General features: G+C 63.3%; 26 protein-coding genes. 7 read left to right on the forward strand and 19 right to left on the reverse strand.

The window, feature by feature from the left end; translation table 11 throughout:
- Positions 1 to 9: 9 nt before the first annotated feature.
- The 15 genes from gspF to gpmA form a co-directional block, all read right to left on the reverse strand.
- On the reverse strand, positions 10 to 1,230 hold the full coding sequence (gene gspF, locus ACPJXG_RS26945) for a type II secretion system inner membrane protein GspF (protein ID WP_176387629.1): 1,221 nt from the start codon (positions 1,228 to 1,230) through the stop codon (positions 10 to 12).
- Positions 1,231 to 1,240: 10 nt separating this feature from the next.
- The gene (gene gspE, locus ACPJXG_RS26950) at positions 1,241 to 2,662 is read right to left on the reverse strand and encodes a type II secretion system ATPase GspE (protein ID WP_425252834.1); all 1,422 of its coding nucleotides are present in this window, start codon (positions 2,660 to 2,662) and stop codon (positions 1,241 to 1,243) included.
- 10 nt (positions 2,663 to 2,672) lie between these two features.
- The gene (gene gspD / locus ACPJXG_RS26955) at positions 2,673 to 4,913 is read right to left on the reverse strand and encodes a type II secretion system secretin GspD (RefSeq protein WP_425252835.1); all 2,241 of its coding nucleotides are present in this window, start codon (positions 4,911 to 4,913) and stop codon (positions 2,673 to 2,675) included.
- Positions 4,910 to 5,686: a type II secretion system protein N gene (locus ACPJXG_RS26960; protein ID WP_099401233.1), complete on the reverse strand. Its 777-nt coding sequence runs from the start codon at positions 5,684 to 5,686 to the stop codon at positions 4,910 to 4,912. The genes gspD and ACPJXG_RS26960 overlap by 4 nt, the downstream gene beginning before the upstream one ends.
- Positions 5,683 to 6,216 carry a type II secretion system protein GspM gene (gene gspM, locus ACPJXG_RS26965; RefSeq protein ID WP_425252836.1) on the reverse strand — a complete coding sequence of 178 codons (534 nt, stop codon included), beginning with the start codon at positions 6,214 to 6,216 and terminating at the stop codon, positions 5,683 to 5,685. The genes ACPJXG_RS26960 and gspM overlap by 4 nt, the downstream gene beginning before the upstream one ends.
- Entirely contained in the window at positions 6,213 to 7,442 is a 1,230-nt protein-coding gene (gspL, locus tag ACPJXG_RS26970; RefSeq protein ID WP_425252837.1) for a type II secretion system protein GspL, read from the reverse strand. Before gspL ends, gspM begins: the two co-directional genes overlap by 4 nt.
- Positions 7,443 to 7,461: 19 nt before the next feature.
- Positions 7,462 to 8,436: a type II secretion system minor pseudopilin GspK gene (gspK, locus tag ACPJXG_RS26975; protein WP_425252838.1), complete on the reverse strand. Its 975-nt coding sequence runs from the start codon at positions 8,434 to 8,436 to the stop codon at positions 7,462 to 7,464.
- Positions 8,433 to 9,056, reverse strand: coding sequence for a prepilin-type N-terminal cleavage/methylation domain-containing protein (locus tag ACPJXG_RS26980; protein WP_035823839.1), 624 nt, complete (start codon positions 9,054 to 9,056; stop codon positions 8,433 to 8,435). Before ACPJXG_RS26980 ends, gspK begins: the two co-directional genes overlap by 4 nt.
- A complete protein-coding gene (gene gspI / locus ACPJXG_RS26985) occupies positions 9,056 to 9,439 on the reverse strand; it encodes a type II secretion system minor pseudopilin GspI (RefSeq protein ID WP_035823837.1) in 384 nt (127 codons plus the stop codon). Before gspI ends, ACPJXG_RS26980 begins: the two co-directional genes overlap by 1 nt.
- Positions 9,436 to 9,930 (reverse strand): GspH/FimT family pseudopilin, encoded by a 495-nt coding sequence (locus ACPJXG_RS26990; protein WP_051959291.1) that lies wholly within the window; start codon positions 9,928 to 9,930, stop codon positions 9,436 to 9,438. Before ACPJXG_RS26990 ends, gspI begins: the two co-directional genes overlap by 4 nt.
- A 12-nt stretch (positions 9,931 to 9,942) precedes the next feature.
- A complete protein-coding gene (gene gspG / locus ACPJXG_RS26995; RefSeq protein WP_035823835.1) occupies positions 9,943 to 10,395 on the reverse strand; it encodes a type II secretion system major pseudopilin GspG in 453 nt (150 codons plus the stop codon).
- A 93-nt stretch (positions 10,396 to 10,488) separates the two neighbouring features.
- On the reverse strand, positions 10,489 to 11,250 hold the full coding sequence (locus ACPJXG_RS27000) for a HesA/MoeB/ThiF family protein (RefSeq protein ID WP_425252839.1): 762 nt from the start codon (positions 11,248 to 11,250) through the stop codon (positions 10,489 to 10,491).
- Between the two features lie 84 nt (positions 11,251 to 11,334).
- Positions 11,335 to 12,828 carry a S41 family peptidase gene (locus ACPJXG_RS27005; RefSeq protein WP_425252840.1) on the reverse strand — a complete coding sequence of 498 codons (1,494 nt, stop codon included), beginning with the start codon at positions 12,826 to 12,828 and terminating at the stop codon, positions 11,335 to 11,337.
- Between the two features lie 51 nt (positions 12,829 to 12,879).
- A complete protein-coding gene (locus tag ACPJXG_RS27010) occupies positions 12,880 to 14,322 on the reverse strand; it encodes a murein hydrolase activator EnvC family protein (protein ID WP_425254795.1) in 1,443 nt (480 codons plus the stop codon).
- Positions 14,323 to 14,398: 76 nt separating this feature from the next.
- Positions 14,399 to 15,145: a 2,3-diphosphoglycerate-dependent phosphoglycerate mutase gene (gene gpmA / locus ACPJXG_RS27015; protein ID WP_035823826.1), complete on the reverse strand. Its 747-nt coding sequence runs from the start codon at positions 15,143 to 15,145 to the stop codon at positions 14,399 to 14,401.
- A 106-nt stretch (positions 15,146 to 15,251) separates the two neighbouring features.
- On the opposite strand from gpmA, the gene ACPJXG_RS27020 reads away from it, so the two are divergent.
- The 5 genes from ACPJXG_RS27020 (at position 15,252) to ACPJXG_RS27040 (ending at position 18,230) form a co-directional block, all read left to right on the forward strand.
- Positions 15,252 to 15,668, forward strand: a complete 417-nt coding sequence (locus ACPJXG_RS27020) for a rhodanese-like domain-containing protein (protein WP_034783578.1) — start codon at positions 15,252 to 15,254, stop codon at positions 15,666 to 15,668.
- Positions 15,669 to 15,696: 28 nt separating this feature from the next.
- Positions 15,697 to 15,963 carry a glutaredoxin 3 gene (gene grxC / locus ACPJXG_RS27025; protein WP_034753025.1) on the forward strand — a complete coding sequence of 89 codons (267 nt, stop codon included), beginning with the start codon at positions 15,697 to 15,699 and terminating at the stop codon, positions 15,961 to 15,963.
- Positions 15,964 to 16,123: 160 nt separating this feature from the next.
- The gene (gene secB, locus ACPJXG_RS27030; protein WP_034783580.1) at positions 16,124 to 16,597 is read left to right on the forward strand and encodes a protein-export chaperone SecB; all 474 of its coding nucleotides are present in this window, start codon (positions 16,124 to 16,126) and stop codon (positions 16,595 to 16,597) included.
- Positions 16,598 to 16,679: 82 nt separating this feature from the next.
- Positions 16,680 to 17,141 carry an SH3 domain-containing protein gene (locus ACPJXG_RS27035; protein WP_219310285.1) on the forward strand — a complete coding sequence of 154 codons (462 nt, stop codon included), beginning with the start codon at positions 16,680 to 16,682 and terminating at the stop codon, positions 17,139 to 17,141.
- A 36-nt stretch (positions 17,142 to 17,177) separates the two neighbouring features.
- Positions 17,178 to 18,230 carry an NAD(P)H-dependent glycerol-3-phosphate dehydrogenase gene (locus ACPJXG_RS27040; RefSeq protein WP_425252841.1) on the forward strand — a complete coding sequence of 351 codons (1,053 nt, stop codon included), beginning with the start codon at positions 17,178 to 17,180 and terminating at the stop codon, positions 18,228 to 18,230.
- Between the two features lie 24 nt (positions 18,231 to 18,254).
- Here ACPJXG_RS27040 and ACPJXG_RS27045 read toward each other — a convergent pair whose 3' ends face one another.
- From ACPJXG_RS27045 to mscL, 4 genes are read right to left on the reverse strand one after another with little or no spacing between them, the layout of a single operon-like run.
- On the reverse strand, positions 18,255 to 18,599 hold the full coding sequence (locus ACPJXG_RS27045; protein ID WP_235432792.1) for a hypothetical protein: 345 nt from the start codon (positions 18,597 to 18,599) through the stop codon (positions 18,255 to 18,257).
- Between the two features lie 15 nt (positions 18,600 to 18,614).
- The gene (locus tag ACPJXG_RS27050; protein WP_035823821.1) at positions 18,615 to 19,307 is read right to left on the reverse strand and encodes a DUF2461 domain-containing protein; all 693 of its coding nucleotides are present in this window, start codon (positions 19,305 to 19,307) and stop codon (positions 18,615 to 18,617) included.
- A gap of 21 nt (positions 19,308 to 19,328) precedes the next feature.
- On the reverse strand, positions 19,329 to 20,489 hold the full coding sequence (locus ACPJXG_RS27055; protein ID WP_425252842.1) for a Do family serine endopeptidase: 1,161 nt from the start codon (positions 20,487 to 20,489) through the stop codon (positions 19,329 to 19,331).
- A gap of 41 nt (positions 20,490 to 20,530) precedes the next feature.
- The gene (gene mscL, locus ACPJXG_RS27060; RefSeq protein ID WP_035823819.1) at positions 20,531 to 20,980 is read right to left on the reverse strand and encodes a large conductance mechanosensitive channel protein MscL; all 450 of its coding nucleotides are present in this window, start codon (positions 20,978 to 20,980) and stop codon (positions 20,531 to 20,533) included.
- Between the two features lie 412 nt (positions 20,981 to 21,392).
- Here mscL and petA point away from each other — a divergent pair, with 412 nt between their 5' ends.
- Together petA and ACPJXG_RS27070 are read left to right on the forward strand one after the other, a co-directional pair.
- Entirely contained in the window at positions 21,393 to 22,001 is a 609-nt protein-coding gene (gene petA, locus ACPJXG_RS27065; RefSeq protein ID WP_034783594.1) for a ubiquinol-cytochrome c reductase iron-sulfur subunit, read from the forward strand.
- Between the two features lie 2 nt (positions 22,002 to 22,003).
- On the forward strand, positions 22,004 to 23,416 hold the full coding sequence (locus ACPJXG_RS27070) for a cytochrome b (RefSeq protein ID WP_425252843.1): 1,413 nt from the start codon (positions 22,004 to 22,006) through the stop codon (positions 23,414 to 23,416).
- Position 23,417: the final 1 nt, after the last annotated feature.

Consider the following 23,417-nt stretch of genomic DNA (forward strand, 5'->3'; position numbering starts at 1 on the left):
TTGGGTTTCTTATCTGACGAGCTGATTGATTTCGATAATCGGCATCAGCACGGCCAGCACGATCAGCAGCACCACCACGCCCATCGCCAGGATCAGGGCCGGCTCCAGCAGGCCCGCGATGGTGAGCGTGCGGCGTTCCAGGTCCTGTTCCTGCGCGCTGGCGGCGCGTTCCAGCATGGCCGGCAACTCGCCCGTGATTTCGCCGGCGCGTATCATGTGAATCAGCATGGGCGGAAAATGCTTTTGCGCCGACAGCGCGCGCGCCAGGCTGACGCCCTCGCGCACGGCGCCGCTGGCGTCCGCCACCAGTTCCTGCATCGCCACATTGGTCAAGGTGTCGCGGCTCGTGTCGAGCGCGCGCAGGATCGGCACGCCGGACCCCGTGGTAATGGCCAGGGTGCTGGCGAAACGCGCCGTGTTCAGGCTGCGCTCGAACTTGCCGTACAAAGGCGCCGTCAGCAGCCAGGTATGCCAGCGCCGTTTCAGGGCCGGCTGCTGCAGCGCGCGGCGCCAGGCGAACCAGGCGCCAACCAGGATCACGGCCACGATGAGGCCATAGTTGCGCACGAAGTCCGACAGCGCCAGCATGATCACGGTGAGCATGGGCAGCTTTTGCTTGGTGTTGGCAAATACGGAAACGATCTGCGGCACCACGTAGGTGAGCAGGAAGATCACGATGGAAAACGCCACCACCGTGACGATGGCCGGATACGTAAAGGCCAGCTTGACCTTCTGCACCAGCGCATTGCGCCGCTCGATGTAGTCGGCCAGGCGCGAGAGCACGCGCGACAGATGGCCGATCTGCTCGCCCGAGGCCACCAGCGCCCGGTAAATTTCCGCGAAATCGCGCGGATGGCGCGCCAGCACGTCGGAAAACGCGGCGCCGCCGATCACTTCCGAGCGGATCGAGGCGATCAGATCGCGCAGATACGGCCGCTCGGCCTGTTCCAGCAACGCGGAAAAGGCCTGCTCCAGCGGCAGGCCCGCTTCCAGCAAACTGGCCAGCTGGCGCGTAAACAGGGCCAGTTCGGTGCTGGACAGGCGCTCGCCGAAGCCGCGCCGTTTGGTGACGCCGGCGGCGTCGACCTGCGCGGCGATCGGTTCGACGGCCAGCGGCACCAGGCCTTGCACGCGCAGCTCGGCGCGCGCGGAACGGGGACTGTCGGCATTGAGCACGCCCTTGCGGGTGGCGCCTTGGGCGTCGACGGCTTCATAGCGGAATGCGGGCATGGTGGCGGGCCTAGTCTTTGGTCACGCGCAGCAATTCAGCCTGCGTGGTGGTGCCGTCGCGCAGCCAGCGTTCGCCGTCGTCGCGCATGCTCGTCATGCCGTCCTGCAGGGCCACCGCGCGCACTTCCGCTTCCGACGCGCGGTTGTGGATCTGCGCGCGGATCTGCTCCGTCGTGCGCAGCAGTTCATATACGCCGACACGCCCCTGGTAGCCCGTCTGGCCGCAATGCTCGCAGCCGACCGCCTGCCAGTACTCGCCATCGAAGGTTTTACACGAACCGCACAATTTGCGCACCAGGCGCTGCGCCAGCACGCCGAGCAGCGACGACGACAGCAGGAAGGGTTCGATGCCCATGTCGAGCAAACGCGTGACGGCCGCCGAAGCGTCGTTGGTGTGCAGGGTCGCCAGCACCAGGTGGCCCGTCAAGGAGGCCTGCACGGCGATCTGCGCCGTTTCCAGGTCGCGGATCTCGCCGATCATGATCACGTCCGGGTCCTGCCGCAAAATCGCCCGCAAGGCCTTGGCAAACGTCATGTCGATGCGCGGGTTGACCTGCGTCTGGCCGACGCCGGCCAGGTCGTACTCGATCGGGTCTTCCACCGTCAGGATGTTCGTGGTGGTGGCGTTCAGCATCGACAGCGCCGCGTACAAGGTCGTCGTCTTGCCCGAGCCGGTGGGGCCCGTGACGAGCACGATGCCATGCGGCTGCGTGATCAAGCCGTCGAACTGCCCCAGCATGGGGGCGCTCATGCCCAGGTGCTGCAAGTCGAGGCGGCCCGCTTCCTTGTCCAGCAAACGCAGCACGGCCCGTTCGCCATGTCCGGTGGGCAGGGTCGAGACGCGCACGTCAACGGGTTTGCCGCCCACGCGCAGGGTGATGCGGCCATCCTGCGGCAAGCGCTTTTCGGCGATGTCGAGCTGCGCCATGATCTTGATGCGCGAAATCAGCGAACCGTGAATGGCCTTGCGGGGGCGCACCACGTCGCGCAGGCTGCCGTCGATGCGGAAGCGCACGACGGAGGTCTGCTCGAACGGCTCGATGTGGATATCGGACGCGCCTTCGCGCAGCGCCTGCGTCAGCAAGGCGTTGATCATGCGGATGACGGGCGCGTCGTCGGACGATTCGAGCAAATCCTCGATGGCCGGCACGTCCTGCAGCAGCTTGGTCAGATCGAGGTCGGCGTCGAATTCATCGGCCATCTGCGAGGCGTCGCCGCCGCCGCCCGCGTAGGCGCCGGCAATGGCCGCATCGAGTTCGCCGCGCGGCAGCACCGTCAGCTGGATCTGGCCGAAACGGCGCGACACTTCGGCGATCGCCGCCGGCGCCGTCGATGCGGCCACCAGCACCTCGACGGGGGCGCCGTCGACGGCGCCGGGCCGGGCCAGCAAGCCGAAATCGCGCGCGTAGGCGTAGGGAAGCAGATTACTCATGGCGACCCGATCACTTCTGCGGCTGTTGCTGGTATTGCTGCAGCAGCGACTGCGGCGGCGTGGCCGCGTTGGCCGGCGCGCCTGGCGGCGGCGTCGGTGCCGGCGGCACGGGACGCGTCACCATGTTGCCGCCCACCGGCTGGCCATCCTGCAGGGCCGGCAGCACGGGCGTGCCCAGGTCTTTCAGCATCAGGTTGCCCGTGGCCGGCACGGCGGCCGTCTCGGCCGAACGCATGTAGTCGTAGCGGTCGGCCGCCAGGCTGCCGCTCTGCTCCTTGTTGCGCACGATGACGGGGCGCAGGAAGATCATCAGATTGGTTTTCTTGCGCTCGCGCGTCTGATATTTGAACAGGTTGCCGATCAGGGGAATGTCGCCCAGGCCGCGCACTTTTTCCGCGTTGTCGCCCGTGCTGTCCTCGATCAGGCCGCCGAGCACGATGATCTGGCCATCGTCGGCCAGCACATTGTTTTCGATCACGCGGTTGTTGATGGTGATGCCGCTGACGGCCGTCGACGTGGATTTGTCCACGCTCGACGTCTCGTGATAGATGCCCAGCTTGATGGTGCCGCCTTCGGAAATCTGCGGACGCACCTTCAGGGTCAGGCCCACTTCCTTGCGGTCGATGGTCTGGAACGGATTCGTGTTGGTGCCGGCCGTGCTGGTGTACTGGCCCGTCAGGATAGGCACGTTCTGGCCCACCTTGATGGTGGCCAGTTCGTTGTCCAGGGTGATCAGGTTCGGCGTCGACAGGATGTTCGCGTTGCCGTCCGATTCCAGCGCATGCGCCACGGCGCCCAGGCCCAGCGCGCCGTTGATCTGCTTGAAGATGCCCAGGGTCAGGCCGCCCGTTGGCAGCACCTTGCCGCCGCCCAGCGCCAGCTTGGCGATATTGTTGTCGGTGCCGCCGGCGAACGACTGCAGCGCGCCCACGCGGTAGCTGCTGCTGCTGTCGCCGGAAAGCCCCAGCCACTGCACGCCGAACTCGGATGCCTTGGCCGACGTCACTTCGACGATCAGCGCCTCGATGTAGACCTGGGCGCGGCGCACGTCGAGCTGGTCGATCACGGCGCGCAGGTTGCGGTAGACGGCTTCGTTGCAGGTCAGGATCAGGGTATTCGTCGATGCGTCGGCCTGGATGAAGCCGGCCGCGCCGCCCGACGACAGTTGCTGCGGCCCGTTGCTCAGCGAAGCGCCGCCCGTGGTGCCGCTTTGCGTATTGCCGCCCAGGCCAGTGTTCATGCCGCTGTTGTTCTGGCTGATCTGGCTGATCTGGTTGTTCGTGGCGAGGTTGCTGGTATTGCCCTGCTGCGCCGAGGCGGCCGTGCCGTCCGATGTCACCACCGAGCGCAGGGTCTGCGCCAGCTTGGTGGCGTCCGCGTTTTTCAGGTACACCACGTGCACATTGCCCAGCTGCGTGGTCGGCTGGTCCAGCTTCGAGATCAGCGACTTGGCCAGATTGGCGCGCGCCGCCGATGGCGCGCGCAGCACCAGCGAATTGGTGCGCGGGTCGGCCAGCACGGACACCTTGCCCGCGTCGGCCCCTGCGGCGCCGGCCGCATTGCCGCCTTCCATCAGTTTATTCACCATCGAGGCCAGGTCGGAGGCGATGGCATAGCGCACGGGAATCACGTCCAGGTCCGTCGACGCGGGCACGTCGAGCGCGGCGATGATCTTCGCCAGGCGCTTGAGGTTATCCGCGTAATCGGTGATCACCAGCGAGTTGTTGCCCGGGTTGGCGTTGATCGTGTTGTTCGGCGAGATCAAGGGGCGCAGCACGGCCAGCAGGTTGGCCGACGATTCGTAGTTCAGGTAAAACACCTGCGTGGCGATCTGGTCGCCCTTCACCTGGCTGGCGCCGTTGCCCACCTGGGTCGGCACGGATTGCAGCTTGGCGTCCGCTTCCGGCACCACTTTCGCATAGCCGTCGCCGGAGACCACCGCATAGCCCTGCAGGCGCAAGGCCGAGGCCAGCAGCGCGAAGGCCTGCGTCTTGCTGATCGATTTTTCCGACACCAGCGTGATCGTGCCCTTGACGCGCGGGTCGATGACGAAATTGATGTTGGTGTAATGGCCCACCGCCTTGATCACCGATTCGATGTCGGCACCGACGAAATTGAGCGCCGCTTCATCGCCGGGCGCGGCCCAGACGGGTGCCGGCATGCCGGCCACGGAACAGCACAGCAAGGCGGCGGCCGACAGGCGGCGCAGCGAGAAGGAGGAGGTAATGGGGCTCACGGATGGTTTTTTCATTGTCTGAACTCTAAGGCGATGATGTTTTTTTCGCTATTGCTACGGCGCTGTCCCAGCAAATTCAACAAACTCGCCAAGGTCTCTTCATATCCTGCTGCGGCCTGGGCCTGGCCGGAAAACTGCATGCGCCCCTGATTCAGGCTGCCGCTGCCGTCAAGCAGCAGCGGTCCCTTGATGGAGCGCAGTGCCAACGTCGCCTGCTGCCCCTGCCAATCGAAATCGAGCTCGTAACTGCCCAACGGACGCAAGGACGACAGGCGCGAGGCCATGTCCGTCATCTGCAAGGTCGTGCGGCCGACGGCGGAAAACTGCTGTTGTTCCAGTGCCAGCTGCAAGGTGCTCCACGACAGGCGCATGCTGCCCGTCGGCGCCACGGTATTCAAAGGTGCACCGAGGCCGCCCAGGCCATCGGCCGGCAGCAGCAGGGCCGCCGGGCTGACTTGCCAGTGCGACCACGAGCCGCGCAAATTGACGGCCTGCGACAGCGCCTGCGCATTCTGCAATTCCACATCCACCGATCCCCACAGCACGGACGGCGAAATGCGCCAGCTGAAGCGCCCCGGCAGCAGCGGCGTCACGGCGCCATTCGCGCTGGCCGCCCCGCCGACAAAGGCCGAGCCGCGCCACAGGGTACCTTGCGCGTCGCCCAAGGTCAAACGTCCGCCCGTCTGCTTTTCCACGATGCCGGCGACCCAGCCGGCCGGGAAAAACACCAGCAGGGTGACGCAGACGCTGACGATGATGGCCAGCAGCCAGCCAAGCAGGCGCATCATCGCGCCACGCCCGGGCTCTGGTGCAGGCTCAAACTGGCGTCGACCAAGCCCGCCTTGCCCTGCGCCGTGATCTTCGCTTCCTGCACCGCCACGCGGCCTTCGCGGCGCAAGCCGTCGAGCCACAGCATGACGCTGGCGAACGGCACACCGTTCAGCTGCACGCGCGCGTATTCTCCCGTCAGCGACAGCGATTGCGGCGCCAGGCCGCGCGCCTTCAGCGACGCATCGAGGCTGTCACGGCTCATCGGCGCCACCTGCACCGGCGCCTGGCGCGCCAGGTCGCCCGCTTCACGCGCCAGCGCCTGCAGCTGGGCCGCGTTCTGGCGCAGCTCGGGCAAGCTCTTTTGCAAGGCGATGCGGCCCGTCCAGGCCGGCTCGAAAAACACGGCGTAGACGAGGGCCAGCCCCGCCACCACGCCGCCCATGGTCAGGAGCTTGCGTTCCTGTGGCGTGCGTTCGGCCCAGAAGGCCTGCACATTTTGCTGTTGTCCCGCCAGCGCGGCGCGCGCCTTGTTGACTGCTGCACTCATGCTTTTGCTCCCGTGGCCGGCGTGATCTTCCACACGCCCGGCGCCGTTTCATTCAAGGCCAGCTTGCGCGCGGCCAGACCATCGCGCACCTGCGCCTGGGCGCTGGCGTCGACCATGTCCGGCTTCAGTCTGACGATCAGGCTGCGCTCGCGGTATTCCAGCGAGGCCACCACGCCGCGCCCGGCCAGGCCGCCCAGCGCCTCGCCCAAGGCCGCGCTCATGCTCGTAAAATCATCCATGCTGGCCTGGCCGCCCTGCAGGCGGGCAGCGGCGATATTGCGCCGCATCTGCTCCGCTTCCAGGCCATACACGGGCGCTTCGTTCGGATACGCGGCCTTGAAGGTTTGCTGCATCGAGGTGCGCACGGTGGCGGCCTCGCGCTTCAGGCGCATCCATTCGATATTCATGCCGGCCAGATTGACGATCACGGCCAGCAGCGCCAGGCGCAGCGGCCAGCGCCAGCGGCGCCATTCGGTGGCCGATCCCGTGGCCGTGCCCAGGGCGGCAGCCAGATCCAGCCCCGCGCCCTTGGCGCCGGCGATCCAGTGCGCCCAGTGGTCCGATTCCACCGTCACGCCAGCCATGCCGGCGGCCAGCTGTTGATAGTGCGCCAGCTCCGCCTGTGCCACATACACCGTCAGCGGCACGTCGCCGGCAAACGCGCGCGTCGTCAGCAGCGCCTGCTGCGGCTGGGGCGGCAAGACCAGGCCCAGGCCCTCTTGCGGCGCCTGGCGCAAGGCCAGTTCCAGACCGTCGCCACTTGCCTGCAAGGCGGCCGTCACGCTGCCCGGCTGCAAGGGCAGGCACAGCTGCGACGGCAGCAGCGCCACCTTGCGCGCGCCCTGCGCCAGCAAAGCTTTCACCAGCACCTCGGCCCAGGCGCGCTGCGCCACGGCCACCGTGCGCATGCCGGCAGCGTCGGGCGCGCCGGCGGCCAGCAGGCAATCCTGCGCGTCGCCGAGGATGTGTTCTTCCACCAGGCCCGGCAAGGCCGCGCGCAAACGGGCGCCGGCCAGCGGCGGCATTTTCAGGCGCAGCAGGGTCACGTCAGCCGCGGCCAGCAGCAGCACCACCTGCTTCGCGCCAGCGATCAGCTGGCCCAGGCTGCCCAGCGGCGCGCTGCCCTGTTGCAACAGGGCGCCGCCGTCGCCGGCCAGCACGAAGGAGCAGGCAGGCGCACTGTCGGTAGACGCCTTGGCCGGGTGACGGATATACAATATTGTCAAAGTGACTCGCTTTCAGCTGTTAATTTTCCCGCAGCCAGACCAGGCTGGTGGTGCGTTGCGGATCCGTTTTTCGATTGACAAGCGCCACGGCATCCAGGGCGGCACGGTCCAGCCGCACGCGGATGACGGTAAGGAAGTAGCGGCTCTTCACATCGAGTTCCACGCCTTCAATCAATGCAGCATTAATATTATTCTGGAAATTTAACTTATCGACAAACTTTTTGCGCGGATTGCTCAAAGTCAGGGCGCTGGCCTCGGACAGCGACATCATCGTCACGGCCGCCAGCACCTCGGCCGGGGCAGTGTTCACGTTCACGGGCGTTATTTCCGGCAATACGATGATGAAATCGCGCAGTTTTTCAATGATTTGCGGCGTGTAGCCGGGCACGGCCAGCAAATCCTCGATCTGCGTGAACGCCACCGGCTCGCTGCCGCCGCCCGATGGGGGCGTGGCGGCGGGCGTCTTGCCGTCGGTGCCGCTGTCCACAGTGCGCGGTTTCGGCTTCGCGCGCAGCACGGCATCGGCCGTCGCTTGCGCCAGGGAACTATCGAGCTGCAAGTTGGACAGCAAACGCTGGTAGGCCAGCACCTGTTTCGCATTGATGCCGCCCGTGGCTTCAAGCAGGTTCGTAATATTGAAGCGCGCCTGCGCATCGAGCGCGCGGCCCGAGACGGTGGCGTCGAATTTTTCCGTGTCGACCTTTTCACGGTCCACATAATCGTCGAGCCGCGCTTCCTCGATGGGCGTGGCCCAGACGCCGTCAAGCGCCGTCAGCATGGGATTGTCCTGGCGCAACCAGAAACGGGCGAAGTCGACCATGCCGCGCATGGCCCACTGCGTCTGCAGGCGCAGGCGCTGGTTTTCCATCGAACGCACTTGCACCTGCTGCTGCCAGAACAGGCTGGCGACGACGGTAATCGCCAGCGCCGTCAGCAGCAGGGCCGTGATGACGGCCACGCCGCGCTGGCGCGAGGGAAACTTGAAGCGCGTCATCCCGGCCCCAATAAAAAGACTTTCGACAGGCCCGCGTCCTGGCCCGGCATCTGCAGGGTCACTTCCAGGCCCGGCACTTGCGTGGAAATGGCGGCGCCCGCCGTCAGCACGTTCCAGGCGCCATTGTTCCAGCCGCGCATGACCATGCTGTCGACGCCATTCATCAAGGCGACGTCGGCGCCGGAGGTATCCGTATCGTCGCGCGCCGCCTGCCACAGGGTGTCGAGCACGGCCAGGTCGCGCGTGCCGTTCGACTCGCGCCGCGTCAGCACGCCGCCGCGCAGGCGGTAAGTGACCACTTGCAACTGCTGCGGCTCCTGTTCCGAGGCGGCCAGGCGCACCAGGGTCAGGCGGTCAGTCTCCGCCGACAGGTTGATGCGGCCATTCAGCAGGGTATTGTTCTGGCCGGCGCCGGCCAGATGGTCGCAATCGCTTTGCATCTGGGCAAACGCCAGCTGCATGCCGCGCGCCTGTTCCAGCTGGCTGGTCAGCACTTCGCGCGAGCGCATGATGCTGTCCAGGCCGCGCCAGCCCAGCACCGCGACCATGGCCAGGATGCCGATCGCCACGAGCAGCTCGATCAGGGTGAAACCGCCGGCAGGAACAGTGCGGCGCGCCATCAGTCGTTAAAGGAAAGTAATACCAGGCGCACGATGCGCCGGGCCGGGTATTGCGCGTCATACACGTTGACGCGCACTTGCCGGATGCGGGGATTCGGCGTGGCCACCACTTCCTCTTCACAGATCAGTTTCAAGTCGCCCTGCGGACAGTCGACCGTGCGCTTGCCCGTCTGAGGGAACGTTTTCGCCAGGCGCAAGCGCACCAAATGGTTTTCCGCCGACCAGGTGGCCATCATGGCGCTGCGCAAGCCGTCGCTGTTTTGCGTCAGGCTGCCGACGGCGCGCAAGGAGGCGCCCAGGGCCGTGCCGACGATGACGAGGGCGACCAGCACTTCCAGCAAAGTGAAGCCGCGCTGGCGGCGGTGACGTGAAAGCGGCATCATTGCTCGACCGTGAAGTGGCCGATGCCGTCGGCGCGGATGGCCACGCTGCGCTCGCCGCTGGCCAGGGTCAGCACGAAAGGCTTGTCGACCGGTTCGCGGCCGAAGATGATGCGCAGCGGCTGGGCCACGCTGTTCGAGGGCTGCACGCTGAGCAGCATGGGCGTGTTGGCAAACGCGCGCTCGCGCAGCAAATCGTCCTGCGTCACGGGTTGCCACAGCTTTTCATTGAGGACCAGAAAACGGTATTGATTTTCGTCCGCCTCGAACGCCACTTGCCGGCTGCGCACGATGGCTTCATCGCGCGCCAGCTGCAGCAGCAGCGCGATACGCTCGGCTTCCTTCTGCAGCGCTTGCTGGCCATTCGGCATGGCGTTCAGCGACACCAGGCCCAGGGTGACGCCGATGATGACCATCACCACCAGCAGTTCGATCAGCGTGAAGCCGCTGGCGCGTGGCCGGGGCGGTGCGCGACCGGTGGTCATGGCAGGCATGCAATGGAAAACTTACAGTTCCCAGGAACCGATATCGGCGTCGTCGCCGCTACCGCCAGGCTGGCCGTCGGCGCCCAGCGAAATGATGTCGACTTCGCCTTTCACGCCCGGCGACAGGAACTGGTACGGGTTGCCCCATGGATCCTTCGGCATCTTTTCCAGGTAACCGCCCGCCTTCCAGCCATTCGCGGCAGGTCCCGTGGTCGGTTTTTCGATCAGCGCCTGCAAGCCCTGCTCGGTGGTCGGGTAGCGCTGGTTATCCAGGCGATACAGTTTCAAGGCTTGCATCACGGTAGCGATGTCGACTTTCGCCGCCGCCACTTTCGACTCGCCCGTACGGGCGATCAGCTTGGGCACCACCAGCGACGCGAGGATACCCATGATCACCACCACGACCATGATTTCGATCAAAGTGAAGCCGCGCGCGCGGCGCTGGCGTATCGGATGGTTTGCTGCGTTTTGCATAAGAAAGAGAGAAGAAGGTGAGTAATGAGTGCAGAGTATAAAGCGGAAATATGACAAAGCCTGTCATATAGGGAAAAATTTCTGCGGGGCCTGTCAGGCCGGCAAGACCACTTCGCCGCAAACGGCGCAGCCGGGGTCGCGCGCGACGCGCATGCTGCTCCATTCCATGTGCAAACCGTCGAGCAGCAGCAGCCGTCCTGCCAAGGATACACCCACGCCCATGATGAGTTTCAGCGCCTCGGCCGCCTGCATGGCGCCCACCACGCCGACCAGCGGCGCGAACACGCCCATGGTCGAGCACGCCTCGTCCGTGAACTGCTGCTCCTGCGGAAACAGGCAGGAATAGCATGGCTGCGTGCCCGTGCGCGGGTCGAACACGCTCACTTGCCCGTCGAAACGGATCACGGCGCCCGACACCAGCGGCACCCTGGCGGCCACGCAGGCGCGGTTGACGGCATGGCGCGTGGCAAAGTTGTCGGTGCAGTCGAGCACCACCGTGGCGGAGCATACCAGTTCGGCCAGGCGCGCGCCGTCGAGGCGCTCCTGCAAGGCGATGATATCGATCTCGGGATTGATGCCGGTCAGGGTCTCGCGCGCCGACAGCACTTTCGACTGGCCCACGCGCTGTGTGGTGTGGGCGATCTGGCGCTGCAGATTGGTCAGATCGACCGTATCGTCATCGACCAGAGTCAGCTTGCCGACGCCGCTGGCGGCCAAATACATGGCGGCCGGCGAGCCCAGCCCGCCTGCGCCGATCACCAGCACGTGTGCATCGAGCAAGGCTTGCTGGCCTTCGATGCCGATCTGATCCAGCAAGATGTGGCGCGAATAGCGCAGCAGTTGATTGTCGTTCATGGTTTTACGTCTACTGCAAACCCAGATCAAACCCTGGGGTCGGACCCTCAGGGTCCGACCCCGGCACTTGCATTGGGTTAAGCATCAAGGCTTCTGCACTGGAATCTTTTTATCGTCCGCCTTGATGTCGGAAGCAATTTCCGGCTTGGCGCCGATCTTGTCAACCTTGGCGTCCACCTTGGCCAGCTGCACCGGCAAGCCCTGGAAATGGTTCAAGGCTTGCTGCAGCTGGAAATCATCCTTGGCGCCGTATTCGAGCGGCTTGCGCTTTTTCGCCGTGGCGATCAGGCGCTGCTCTTCTTCCAGCTGATCCTGCATGCCTTCCATCGTCGGCTTGGCCGCTTCCGGCTTGCCATCGTTGCTGCTCAGGTGTTTTTCCAGGTCCGCCTCGCGGATGCGCAGGCTGTTCCAGCCATCGCCCTCGGCCGTTTCATCGACCAGCAAGTCGGGCACGATGCCGCGCGCCTGGATGGCCCGGCCTTTCGGCGTGTAGTAGCGGGCCGTCGTCAGCTTGACGGCCGTGTCGGCCGTGATCTGGCGCAAGGTTTGCACGGAACCCTTGCCGAACGTTTGCGTGCCGATGACGGTGGCGCGCTGGTAATCCTGCAAGGCGCCGGCGACGATTTCCGAGGCGGACGCGGAGCCGGCATTGACCAGCACCACCAGCGGCACGGTTTTCAGCCCTGCCGGCAGCTTGGCCAGCGGATCGGCCTTGGCGCCCGGCGGCGCATAGAATTCGCGGCGGCCATAAAACACCTGTTTCGACTCGGGCAACTGGCCCTTGGTCGAGACGATCACGGAATTACCCGGAAGGAATGCTGTCGCCACGCCAATGGCGCCCGGCACGACGCCACCGGGATCGTTGCGCAAGTCCAGCACCAGGCCCTTGAGCTTGGGGTCTTGCGCATACAGCGCGTTGATCTTTTTGACCATGTCATCGACGGTCGGTTCCTGGAACTGGGCGATGCGCAGCCAGGCATAGCCGGGCGCGACCATCTTGGCCTTCACGCTTTGCACGCGGATTTCCTCGCGCACGATGGGGAACACCAGCGGCTTGCTTTCGCCCTTGCGCGACATCGTCAGCACCAGCTTGGTGCCAGGCTGGCCGCGCATCTTCTTGATGACTTCTTCCAGCTGCAAGCCTTTCAGCGGGATGTTATCGAGGCGGGTGATCAGGTCGCCCGCCAGGATGCCGGCCTTGGCGGCGGGGCTGTCCTCGATGGGCGAGACGACTTTCACGTAGCCGTCTTCCATGCTCACTTCAATGCCGATGCCGACAAACTTGCCTTGCACGCTTTCGCGCATTTCCTTGAAGGCATTCTTATCCAGATACACGGAGTGCGGATCGAGCGACGCGACCATGCCGGAAATGGCTTCCGTTAAAAGTTTCTTGTCTTCCACCTTCTCGACATAATCGGACTTGATCAGGCCGAAGACGTCGGACAACTGGCGCAGTTCGTCGAGCGGCAGCGGGGCATTCGTGATTTTTTGCGCCACGGCCGGGAACTGCAGCGACATGCCGATACCGGCCAGCACGCCCAGACCGATCAGGCCGATACTTTTGACTTTGATACCCATGTATTCTTCGCAATCTACAAATTCGCTGCCGCAGCAATGGTGGGAACTGAATTAAAACTTCACCCAAGTGGCGGGGTCGAAGGCGCGGCCCTGATGACGCAATTCAAAGTATAGCCCTGATTCCTCGTTGCCGCCGCTGTTGCCCGCGCTGGCAATGGCGTCGCCGCCCTTGACGGCGTCGCCCACCCGTTTCAGCAAGGATTGGTTATTGCCATAAATGCTCATGTACTGGCCGCCATGGTCGACGATGATCAAATTGCCGAAGCCGCGCAGCCAGTCGGAAAACACGACGCGGCCGCCGGCGATGGCGTGGATCTCGCTGCCCTCGCCCGTGCGGATGAACACGCCCTTCCAGCTGGGGCCGTCACCGCGCTTGCTGCCGAAGCGGGCCGCGATCTTGCCGGCCACGGGGGCGCGCAGCTGGCCTTTCAGGCTGGCAAAGGCGCCGGCTGGCGCAGCCGGGCCCAGGCTCGGGCGTTCCGGCTCCGGTTCCGGCTTAGGCGCCACCTTGGCCACTTGCGGCGGCTCGTCGTCGTCGATCGGTTCCAGTTTCACAGGCGGCGGTGGCGGCTTGATCTTGCCCGATTTGTTTTGTTGCTCTTTTGCCAGGCGCTCGCGTTCGGCCTGGGCCTGGGCGGCCTTGGCGCGCGCGGCCAGCAGGCGTTCGCGTTTTTCCGCCGCGATCTTGGCGTCGGCGGCCGCTTTGGCGGCGGCGCGCTGTTCGGCCAGCAATTGCTGGCGTTTCTTTTCGGCCGCGGCGGCGGCGGCCTGCTCTTCGATCAGTTTTGCCAGCTTGTCGACCAGATTGCCCATGCGCTGTTCGTCGCGCTCGACATTGCCCACTTCCTTGCGCTGCGCCACCAGGCGTTGCGACAAGCTCGTCAGCAAGGCGGCGCGGCGCGCCTTCTCCTGCACCAGCAGGGCTTTCTGGTCGCGCTCTTCCTGCGCGATTTCTTCCAGCTCATCCTTGGCGTTCTGCACGTCCGCCTGGTTTTTCTCCACGGCCAGCAAGTTGGCGCGCAAGGCTTCCAGCAGGCGCGCCTGCGCCTGCGATACATACGCCATCAATTGCAAGTCGCGGTTGATGCGGTTCGGGTTATCGCCCGACAAGAGCAGCTTGATGCGGTCTTCGTTGCCGGCGACATATTGTTCACGCAGCAACTTTGACAGCTGTGCCTTTTGTTTTTCGACGGTGGCCGTCAATTGCTGGTGCTCCTGCCCCAGCGCATTGAGTTTCACGCCCGTCGCGCTTTGTTCCTGCGCCAGGTCGCGCAAGGCGCGGTTGGCGTTGGAAATGGCTTCTTCCGACTCGGCCAGGGTATCGGCCGCGTCATCCTTGGCGCTTTCCGTACGGCTGATGTCGCGCTTGAGCGCCGTCAGCTTTTGTTGCAATCCAGCACGTTGTGCTTCCGCGGCCGCCTTCTGCTTGCTGCGTTCGGTGGGCTTGGCGCCCTGCGCGGCACCGCTGCACAGCAGCAGCGCCAGGCACAGCATGGCACCGGCGCGCCACGCCGGCAGGGGTCGATCAGCAGAGGGGGCGATGGCTGTGCCGCGGAAGAAAGACGACAAGTTACTTGGCCTTCCCTTGGTTCGCCACGGCTGCTTGCGCTGCCGCAATCGCTGCCGGGTCGCCCAGGTAGTAGTGACGGATCGGTTTCAGGTCGGCGTCCAATTCATACACGAGCGGCTGGCCGTTCGGGATGTTCAGGCCGACGATGTCGCTGTCGCTGATGCCGTCTAACATCTTGATCAGCGCGCGCAGGCTGTTGCCGTGGGCCGAAATGATGATCTTTTTGCCAGCACGGATGGCCGGGGCGATTTCTTCATCCCAGGCCGGCATCACGCGCGCCACGGTGTCTTTCAGGCATTCGGTCAGCGGAATCGACGCTTGCGGCAAGCCGGCGTAGCGCGGATCGTTGAACGAGGCGCGGTCGTCATTCGCTTCCAGCGGCGGCGGCGGCGTATCGTAGCTGCGGCGCCATACCAGTACTTGCTCGTCGCCATACTTGGCGGCCGTCTCGCCCTTGTCCAGGCCTTGCAGGGCGCCGTAGTGGCGCTCGTTCAAGCGCCAGTCGTTCTTGATCGGCAAATACATCATGTCCATCTCGTCGAGCGCCAGCCACAGGGTGCGGATGGCGCGCTTCAGGACGGAAGTGTAGGCCACGTCGAACGTAAAACCTTCCTGCTTGAGGATCTGGCCGGCGGCCCTGGCTTCGTTGACGCCCTTTTCCGTCAGATCGACGTCGGTCCAGCCGGTGAAGCGGTTATCGAGGTTCCAGGTGGACTCGCCGTGACGCATGAAAACGATTTTGTACATAGTTCTATCTTCTCAAGGGGTTCAAATCAAAAAAGCAAAACGTAAAAAGACCTCGTCCAGCTTCTATTTTATAATGCGCGGATTGACTTAAACCATTGGACCCTACGTGAAATTCATTATCGACCACATTTTTCTGTTTGCCATCGTCATTATTTCCGGCGGCGCCCTCCTCTGGCCACTGCTGTCGATGCGCGGCAAGCGCGCGACCGTGCTGGAAGTCACGCAACTGATCAACCGCGGCAAGACCATCATCGTCGACGTGCGCAGCGCGGAAGAATTCGCCACGGGCCACTTGCCTGACGCGAAAAATATTCCGCTGCCGGAACTGGCAAAACGCGTGGGCGAGCTGGAAAAATTCAAAACGCGCCCCATTGTAGTGGTTTGCCAGAAAGGTTCGCGTTCGGCAACCGCCGTCGGCCTGCTGGGCAAAGCTGGTTTCGCTGAGGCAACGAGCCTGGAAGGCGGCCTCGACGAATGGAAAAAGCAAGGTTTGCCATTGAAAACCTTGTCGCTGGCGAAATAAGCCGGCATTAACTGAAGGAATAATCATCATGACCGTACCCGTAATTGTGTATAGCACCGCCGTGTGCCCGTATTGCGTGCGCGCCGAGCGCCTGCTGGAATCGAAGGGCGTCGCCGTGCAAAAGATCCGCGTCGACCTCGACCCGGAAGAGCGCATCAAGATGATGGAACGCACGGGCCGCCGTACGGTGCCGCAGATCTATGTGGGCGATACCCACGTGGGCGGATTCGACGATTTGTATGCGCTCGATCAAGCAGGCAAGCTGGACCCCTTGTTAAATGGCACGGCAGCCTGATATAAAGCGGGTTCGAGAAATTGCTTGGTTTTTTGTCGTATGGTTTTGATACAATTGCCCTCGCACCTGATCTGGCCGCGCCTATCCGGCGCGGTTTGAATACCGCAAGTACCATATTTGAACGGTGTGCCGTTCTTGTCCTTTACAACGAAAGCGTTCCATGTCCGACGAAAATCTGCAACCAGTCTTCCAAATCCAACGCGTCTACCTGAAAGACATGTCGCTGGAACAACCAAATTCCCCAGCTATTTTCCTGGAACAAGAAGCACCAGCCATCGAAGTGGCACTGGACGTGGGCGCTGCGCCTCTGGCCGACGGCATCTTCGAAGCCACCGTGACCATCACCGTCACCGCCAAAGTCGGCGAAAAAGTCGCTTTCCTGGTTGAAGGCAAGCAAGCCGGTATCTTCGAAGCACGCAACATTCCTGCCGATCAACTCGATCCGCTGCTGGGAATCGGCTGCCCGAACATCATCTACCCTTACCTGCGCGCCAACATCGCCGACGTGATCACCCGTGCCGGCTTCCCGCCAGTGCATTTGGCCGAGATCAACTTCGAAGTGTTCTACCAACAACGTCTGCAAGCTATTGCTGACGCCGCTGCAGCAGCACCAGCAGCCAGCGAAACGCACTAAGCTCTTGCAAGACCCCGCTGGCCGTCAAGGCTGGCCTGACACGGCGGCCTGGCCGCCGTGTTTCGTTAAGGTTCAAAATATCATGTTGAAAAGTGCGCTCTTGAGCAAGTTCCGCTGGATGGCCGGCGCCGTGCTGCTGCTGGCGACCGCCGCCAGCCACGCCGTCGATTTCAAAACGGTGGGCGCCGCTCCCGTGATCCTGTACGACGCGCCATCCTCCAAGGGCGGCAAGCTGTACGTGGCGCCACGCGGCATGCCGCTGGAAGTGGTGCTCAGCTACGGCGAATGGGTCAAGGTACGCGACGCCAGCGGCGAAATGGCCTGGACGGAAGCCAAGGGCCTGTCGGCCAAGCGCAACGTCGTGGCGCGCGCCGCGAACCTCAAGGTTCGCGCCAGCCCCGACGACACCGCCTCCGCCATCCTCCTCGTCGACAAGGGCGTGCTGCTGGAAATGAGCGAGCAGCCGAGCTCAGGCTGGGTCAAGGTGCGCCACAAGGATGGCCAGAGCGGCTACGTCAAGACCAGCGAAGTGTGGGGCCTGTAAGCACCGCGTCCGTTCCCCCTGCCCCGTTGAGGTTGCATGCAAGTTTCTCCTGAAGTCACTCCCGATAGCATTCCCGCCACCCGCAAGATCACCCTCCTGGGCGCCGGCGCCTGGGGCACGGCCGTGGCCATGGCCCTGGCCGGCCGCCACGACGTACTGCTGTGGGGCCGCAACGGCGAGGCCATGGCCGCCATGGCCGCCAGCGGCGAAAACAGTTATTTGCCCGGTTTCCCTTTGCCGCCGCAATTGCGCATCGCCTCCGATTTCGACGCCGCCGTCGCGCATGCCGCTGGCGAACACGGCCTCCTGATCGCCGCCTGCCCTGTGGCCGGCTTGCGGCCCATGCTGCATCAGCTGAAAGATCAGTTGAAAGACAAGGCCATCGGCAACCTGGTGTGGCTCTGTAAAGGGTTTGAAGGCGGCACGGGTTTGCTGCCGCACCAGATCGTGCAGGAAGTGCTGGGCGACACGGTCCCCGGCGGCGCCCTGTCCGGCCCCTCGTTCGCGCAGGAAGTGGCGCGCGGCTTGCCGTGCGCGCTGACCATCGCTTCGCACAATGCCGCCTTGCGCGGCGCCGTCGTCTCGGCCTTGCATGGCGGCACCATCCGCGTGTATGCGAGCGACGACCTGGTGGGCGTGGAAGTGGGTGGCGCCGTCAAGAACGTGCTGGCCATTGCCACCGGCGTGGCCGACGGCCTGGGCCTGGGCTTGAATGCGCGCGCCGCGCTGATCACGCGTGGCCTGGCGGAAATCACGCGCCTGGGCACGGCCCTGGGTGGCCAGACGGAAACGTTCATGGGCTTGACGGGCATGGGCGATCTGATTCTGACATGCACGGGCGACCTGTCGCGCAACCGCCGGGTCGGTCTGGGCCTGGCGCAAGGCAAGGCGCTGGAGACCATCGTGGCCGAACTCGGTCACGTGGCCGAAGGCGTGCCGTGCGCCAAGGCCGTGCGCGAACTGGCGCGCCGCATGGGCGTCGACATGCCGATCACCAACGCGGTGGCCGGCGTGCTGTTCGATGGGGACTTGCCGCACGTGATGGTGCAGCAACTGCTGTCGCGCGACCCGCGCGCCGAGGCGGCTTAAGGCGACCTGATGCACCAGGAAAACCTAGCGCCCCGCCTTGTGCATGAGTATGGTGAGCAACAATAAACTGTCTTCGCGCGCTTCCAGGGCGTGTGCCTGGCCGCCGAGCAGATACAGCATCTGGCCCGGTCCCAGCACCTGCACGCCGCCATGCGCCTCCACCGCCACCTGCCCTTGCAGGCACAGCAAGGTGATCTCGCCGAGCACGTGATGCTCGGGCATGGTCTTGCCTTTGGGCATGCACATGCGGATCAGTTCCAGCTCATCCGTCTTGGCCAGCGCGATGGCGGAAAACTGCGACAGGTCGTCGCCGTCCCTGCGCAGCACCTCGATCACCTGTCCTGAACTTGCGTGCTCCAGTGCCATCATGTGCTCCTTCAGCAGTTACTCGGTGACTTCCTCCGGCTCTTTCGCGCCGCGCATCCACTCGACCAGCGGCCACGCATCCTTCAAGCCTTCCGCCAGGGTCGGCAGCAGTTGCTCGGGGGCGTTGACGGGCAGCGGCACTTCGGTCCAGACAAAAAAGCTCTTCAGCTTGATGAATTCGATATGTTCGGCGTCCGCGTCAAACCCCTTCGGCGGGCGCTGCAACTTGCCCTCGTTCTGGATGGTGCCGAAGCGGGCCTTCAAACGCTTATTTTTCAGCACTTTGGAAAAACCTGGCGCGTCGTTGAGCATATGCTCGCGCAGCGCCTTCAGGCGGCCCGGCGGCGGCATGTATTCGCCGGCGCCGAACAGCAAGTTGCCCTGGCCGTCGATCTGCAGGTAATACGTGGGGCCGCCCGCCTTGCTGGGGCGGCGCATGTCGTTCGGCGCGATGGCGGCCGAAAAACGCGTCTTGTACGGACTTTTATCGTGCGCAAAACGCACGTCGCGGTTGATGCGGAACAAAGCCTTCTTTGGATTGCAGTATTTCACGGCCGGATCGAACTTGCCGAGTTCAGCAATGAGTGACGTCACCAAGGCGAGAAATTCCTCGCGCAGGATGTCGTAGCGGGGCTTGTTCATCACAAACCAGGGACGGTTGTTGTTGTCGCTCAGTTCACGTAAAAATTGGGTCAAATCACGCACATGCATGTGTCAAATTCCGATCAGCAACTATTTGGAAAGCTCTTTCGGGATAGGGCGCTTGCCCACCATCACGTCGAGTGCCGCTTCGCGATTCTTGCGCAGCACCGTCATTTTAGCTTTTTCGCCGGGCGGCAGTTGCGCGATCAGGTTCAGCATTTCCGTCGTGTCGCCGACGGGCTTGCCTTGCACCGTCAGCAGGATGTCGCCCGGCACGATACCCGCCTTGTCGGCCGGGCCGTTGCGCACCACGCCGGCGATGATGGCGCCGCTGGTGCGCTGCAAGTTGAAGCTTTGCGCTAGTTCGGGCGTGATGTCCTGTGTTTCCACGCCGATCCAGCCGCGCACCACGTGGCCATCCTTGATGATGGCTTCCATCACCATCTTGGTCGTCGAGACGGGAATGGCGAAGCCGATGCCGACGGAGCCGCCGCTTTGCGAGTAAATCGCCGTATTGATGCCGATCAGATTGCCGCGCGTATCGACCAGGGCGCCGCCCGAGTTGCCGAAGTTAATCGCCGCATCCGTCTGGATGAAATTTTCAAAGCTGTTGATGTGCAGGTTGTTGCGGCCCAAGGCGGAGATGATGCCCATGGTCACCGTCTGGCCCACGCCGAACGGGTTGCCGATGGCCAGCACCACGTCGCCCACGCGCGCCAGTTCCGACTGGCCCAGCACGATGACGGGCAGCTTGTCGAGGTCGATCTTGATGACGGCCAGATCCGTTTCCGGGTCCAGGCCCACCACCTTGGCCGGCGCCTTGCGGCCATCGGTCAGCACCACTTCGATTTCGTCGGCGCCTTCGACCACGTGGTTGTTGGTCAGCACATAGCCTTCATGGCTGACGATGACACCCGAGCCGAGGCTGTTTTTCAAGTCGTCGTCATCCCCGTCGTCCGGGTCGCGGTCGCCGAAGAAACGTTTGAAGAAGGGATCGCGCGCCAGCGGATGGGCGCCGCGCTTGGGCACTTGCAGGGTGAGGATGTTGACGACGGCGGGCATGGCGCGCGCCGCCGCGTCGCGGTAGGAACCGGGCGCCAGGCTGCTCGACGCCGTTTCCACCACGGGCACCGGTTTCGCGGGAGAACCCAGCTGCTGTACCCGGCTGGCCGGGCGCAGCGCGCCATACACAAAATACAGCGCCAACGCGATCGTCACGGTTTGCGCAAACAATAACCAGAATCGTCGCATACAGTTCTCTGCCCAGGTCAGCCGGCCCGTGCCGGAACGGCTTATTTTGCCAGATCGCCGCCGTTGCGTGCGTTCTGCTGCAGGGAGTCGCGGATTTCACGCAGCAGCACGATGTCTTCCGGCGTGACTGGCGCTGGCGCCGGCGCGACCGGTTCGCTGCGGCGGGCCTTGTTCATCAGGCGTACCATCTGGAAGATGATGAAAGCGAGAATGACGAAGTTGAGCAAAATGGTCAAAAAATTACCGTAGGCCAGCACGGCGCCCGCTTTTTTCGCTTCCACCAGGGTCATCGTCGTGGCCTGGCCATTCAGGGGCAGGTAGTAATTGGCGAAATCGAGGCCGCCGAAAATGCGGCCGATGGGCGGCATGATCACGTCTTGCACCAAGGAATCGACAATCTTGCCGAAGGCGCCACCGATAATGACACCGACCGCCAGATCGACGACGTTACCCTTCATTGCAAATTCTTTAAATTCTTGCATCATTGCCATGAATTTCTCCTTCGGATAGATATAAAAACATGCCGATCATACTATTGATTCCTGGTGACACCAACTTGTGGTTGCTGGCGAGACCAATTCCGGCACAGCCGTGCGCATCTAGTTCGAAAGAACTAGCCACCTCCTGCAAAAGTATATAAATTATGGTACAAGCAACGTTTTGGTTTTATTCGTTGTTTGCTTCACTTATAATTTGCGGTTGCCAGAAGTGGCTTTTTCACTTCCGGATAATCAACAAGAAACTGGCACGGGCTGCGCCATAGTCCGAAGTTCCGCAGGGATGTTGCCACTTTACCGTACAAAGATGCGGGTTGCGGCAATCAGTGGGATAGAGCTTCGGCGACGGGTTTTTCGCGGCTGCCACTCATAATAAAGATTCGCATTTTGACTGATTGGGGTTTGCATGAGTAACGAAAAGCAGGTCGATTCAGGCCGTCGCGGCTTGCTCGTCGCCACGTGCGCGGCGGGCAGTGTAGTCGGATTGGCAACCGCGGGAGCCTTGGTAAGCACCTTCCAGCCGTCGGAGCGCGCGAAAGCGGCTGGCGCGCCGGTCGAAGTAGACATCACCACCTTGCAACCCGGCGAAATGCGCACCGTCGAATGGCGCGGCAAGCCGGTCTGGATCCTCAAGCGCACGCCGGAAATGATCGCGTCGCTCAAGCAAACCGATGGCAAGGTCGCCGATGCCAATTCCCAGCGTAATCCCGCCGAATTCACGCCGGAATACTGCATGAACGAGGCACGCTCGATCAAGCCTGAAATTCTCGTCGCCGTCGGCATCTGCACCCATTTGGGCTGCTCCCCTTCCTCGAAATTTACGCCCGGCCCGCAACCGTCGCTGCCCGATGACTGGGAAGGCGGCTTCCTGTGCCCTTGCCACGGCTCCACCTTCGACATGGCAGGCCGCGTGTTCAAGAACAAGCCGGCGCCGGACAACCTGCAAGTGCCGCGTCATATGTATCTGAGCGACACCAAATTGCTGATAGGTAAAGACGAGAAAGGCGAGGCTTGATCATGGCTGCTTTCAAAGAAACGAAGTTCCCGGCAGACGCTCCCGTCGCCGAAAAAGCGCTGGGCTGGGTCGATGACCGCTTTCCCCTGACCAAGCTGTGGAACGACCAATGGGGCAAGTACTACGCCCCGAAAAACTTCAATTTCTGGTACATCTTCGGCTCGCTGGCCATGCTGGTGCTGGTCTTGCAGATCGTCACCGGCATCTTCCTGACCATGCACTACAAACCGGATGCGGCCCTGGCCTTCAATTCCGTCGAGTACATCATGCGCGAAGTGCCGTGGGGCTGGCTGGTGCGCTACATGCACTCGACGGGCGCCTCGGCCTTCTTCATCATCGTCTACCTGCACATGACGCGCGGCCTGCTGTACGGCTCGTACCGCAAGCCACGTGAACTGATCTGGCTGTTCGGTTTCGCCATCTTCCTGTGCCTGATGGCCGAAGCGTTCTTCGGCTACCTGCTGCCATGGGGCCAGATGTCGTACTGGGGCGCCCAGGTGATCGTCAACCTGTTTGGCGCCATCCCGCTGATCGGCCCTGACCTGTCGCTGTGGATCCGCGGCGACTACGTTGTTTCCGACGCCACCCTGAACCGCTTCTTCGCTTTCCACGTGATCGCCATCCCGCTGGTACTGCTGGGCTTGGTTGCAGCGCACTTGATCGCCCTGCATGAAGTCGGTTCGAGCAATCCGGACGGCATCGAAGTCAAAGAAAACCTGGGCGCCGATGGCCACCCGGTCGATTCGATTCCATCGCATCCGTACTACACCGTGCATGACCTGTTCGGCGTATCGATCTTCCTCGTCATTTTCAGCGCCGTCGTCTTCTTCGCGCCGGAAATGGGCGGATATTTCCTGGAATACAACAACTTCCTGCCGGGCGACTCGCTGAAGACCCCGCTGCACATCGCGCCAACCTGGTACTTCACGCCGTTCTACTCGGTGCTGCGTGCCACCACGGCCGACTTCATGTACGTGCTGATGGGTGTCGTGGCTGCCTACGTGGTGTTCATCTGGCTCAAGTCGCGCCTGTCGACGGCCGTCAAGTCCATCATCGCCGGCATCGCCATCGTCGCCATCATCGGCATGCTGCCGCAGGTGCTGGACGCGAAATTCTGGGGCGTGGTGTTCTTCGGCGGTTCCGTCGTGATCCTGGCGTTCCTGCCATGGCTCGACCATTCGCCCGTGAAATCGATCCGCTACCGTCCGACCTGGCACAAATATGTGTACGCCATCTTCGGCCTGTCGTTCCTGATCCTCGGCTACCTGGGCACCCAGGCGCCTACGGATGCGAAAACCATCGTGTCGCAAGTGTGCACCCTGATTTACTTCAGCTTCTTCCTGCTGATGCCATGGTGGAGTGCAATGGGCAAGTTCAAGACCGTGCCGTCGCGTGTGACGTTTCACCCGCACTAAG

Source organism: Janthinobacterium sp. NFX145, from assembly GCF_049810325.1.
GTDB classification, from domain to species: Bacteria; Pseudomonadota; Gammaproteobacteria; order Burkholderiales; family Burkholderiaceae_D; genus Janthinobacterium; species Janthinobacterium rivuli.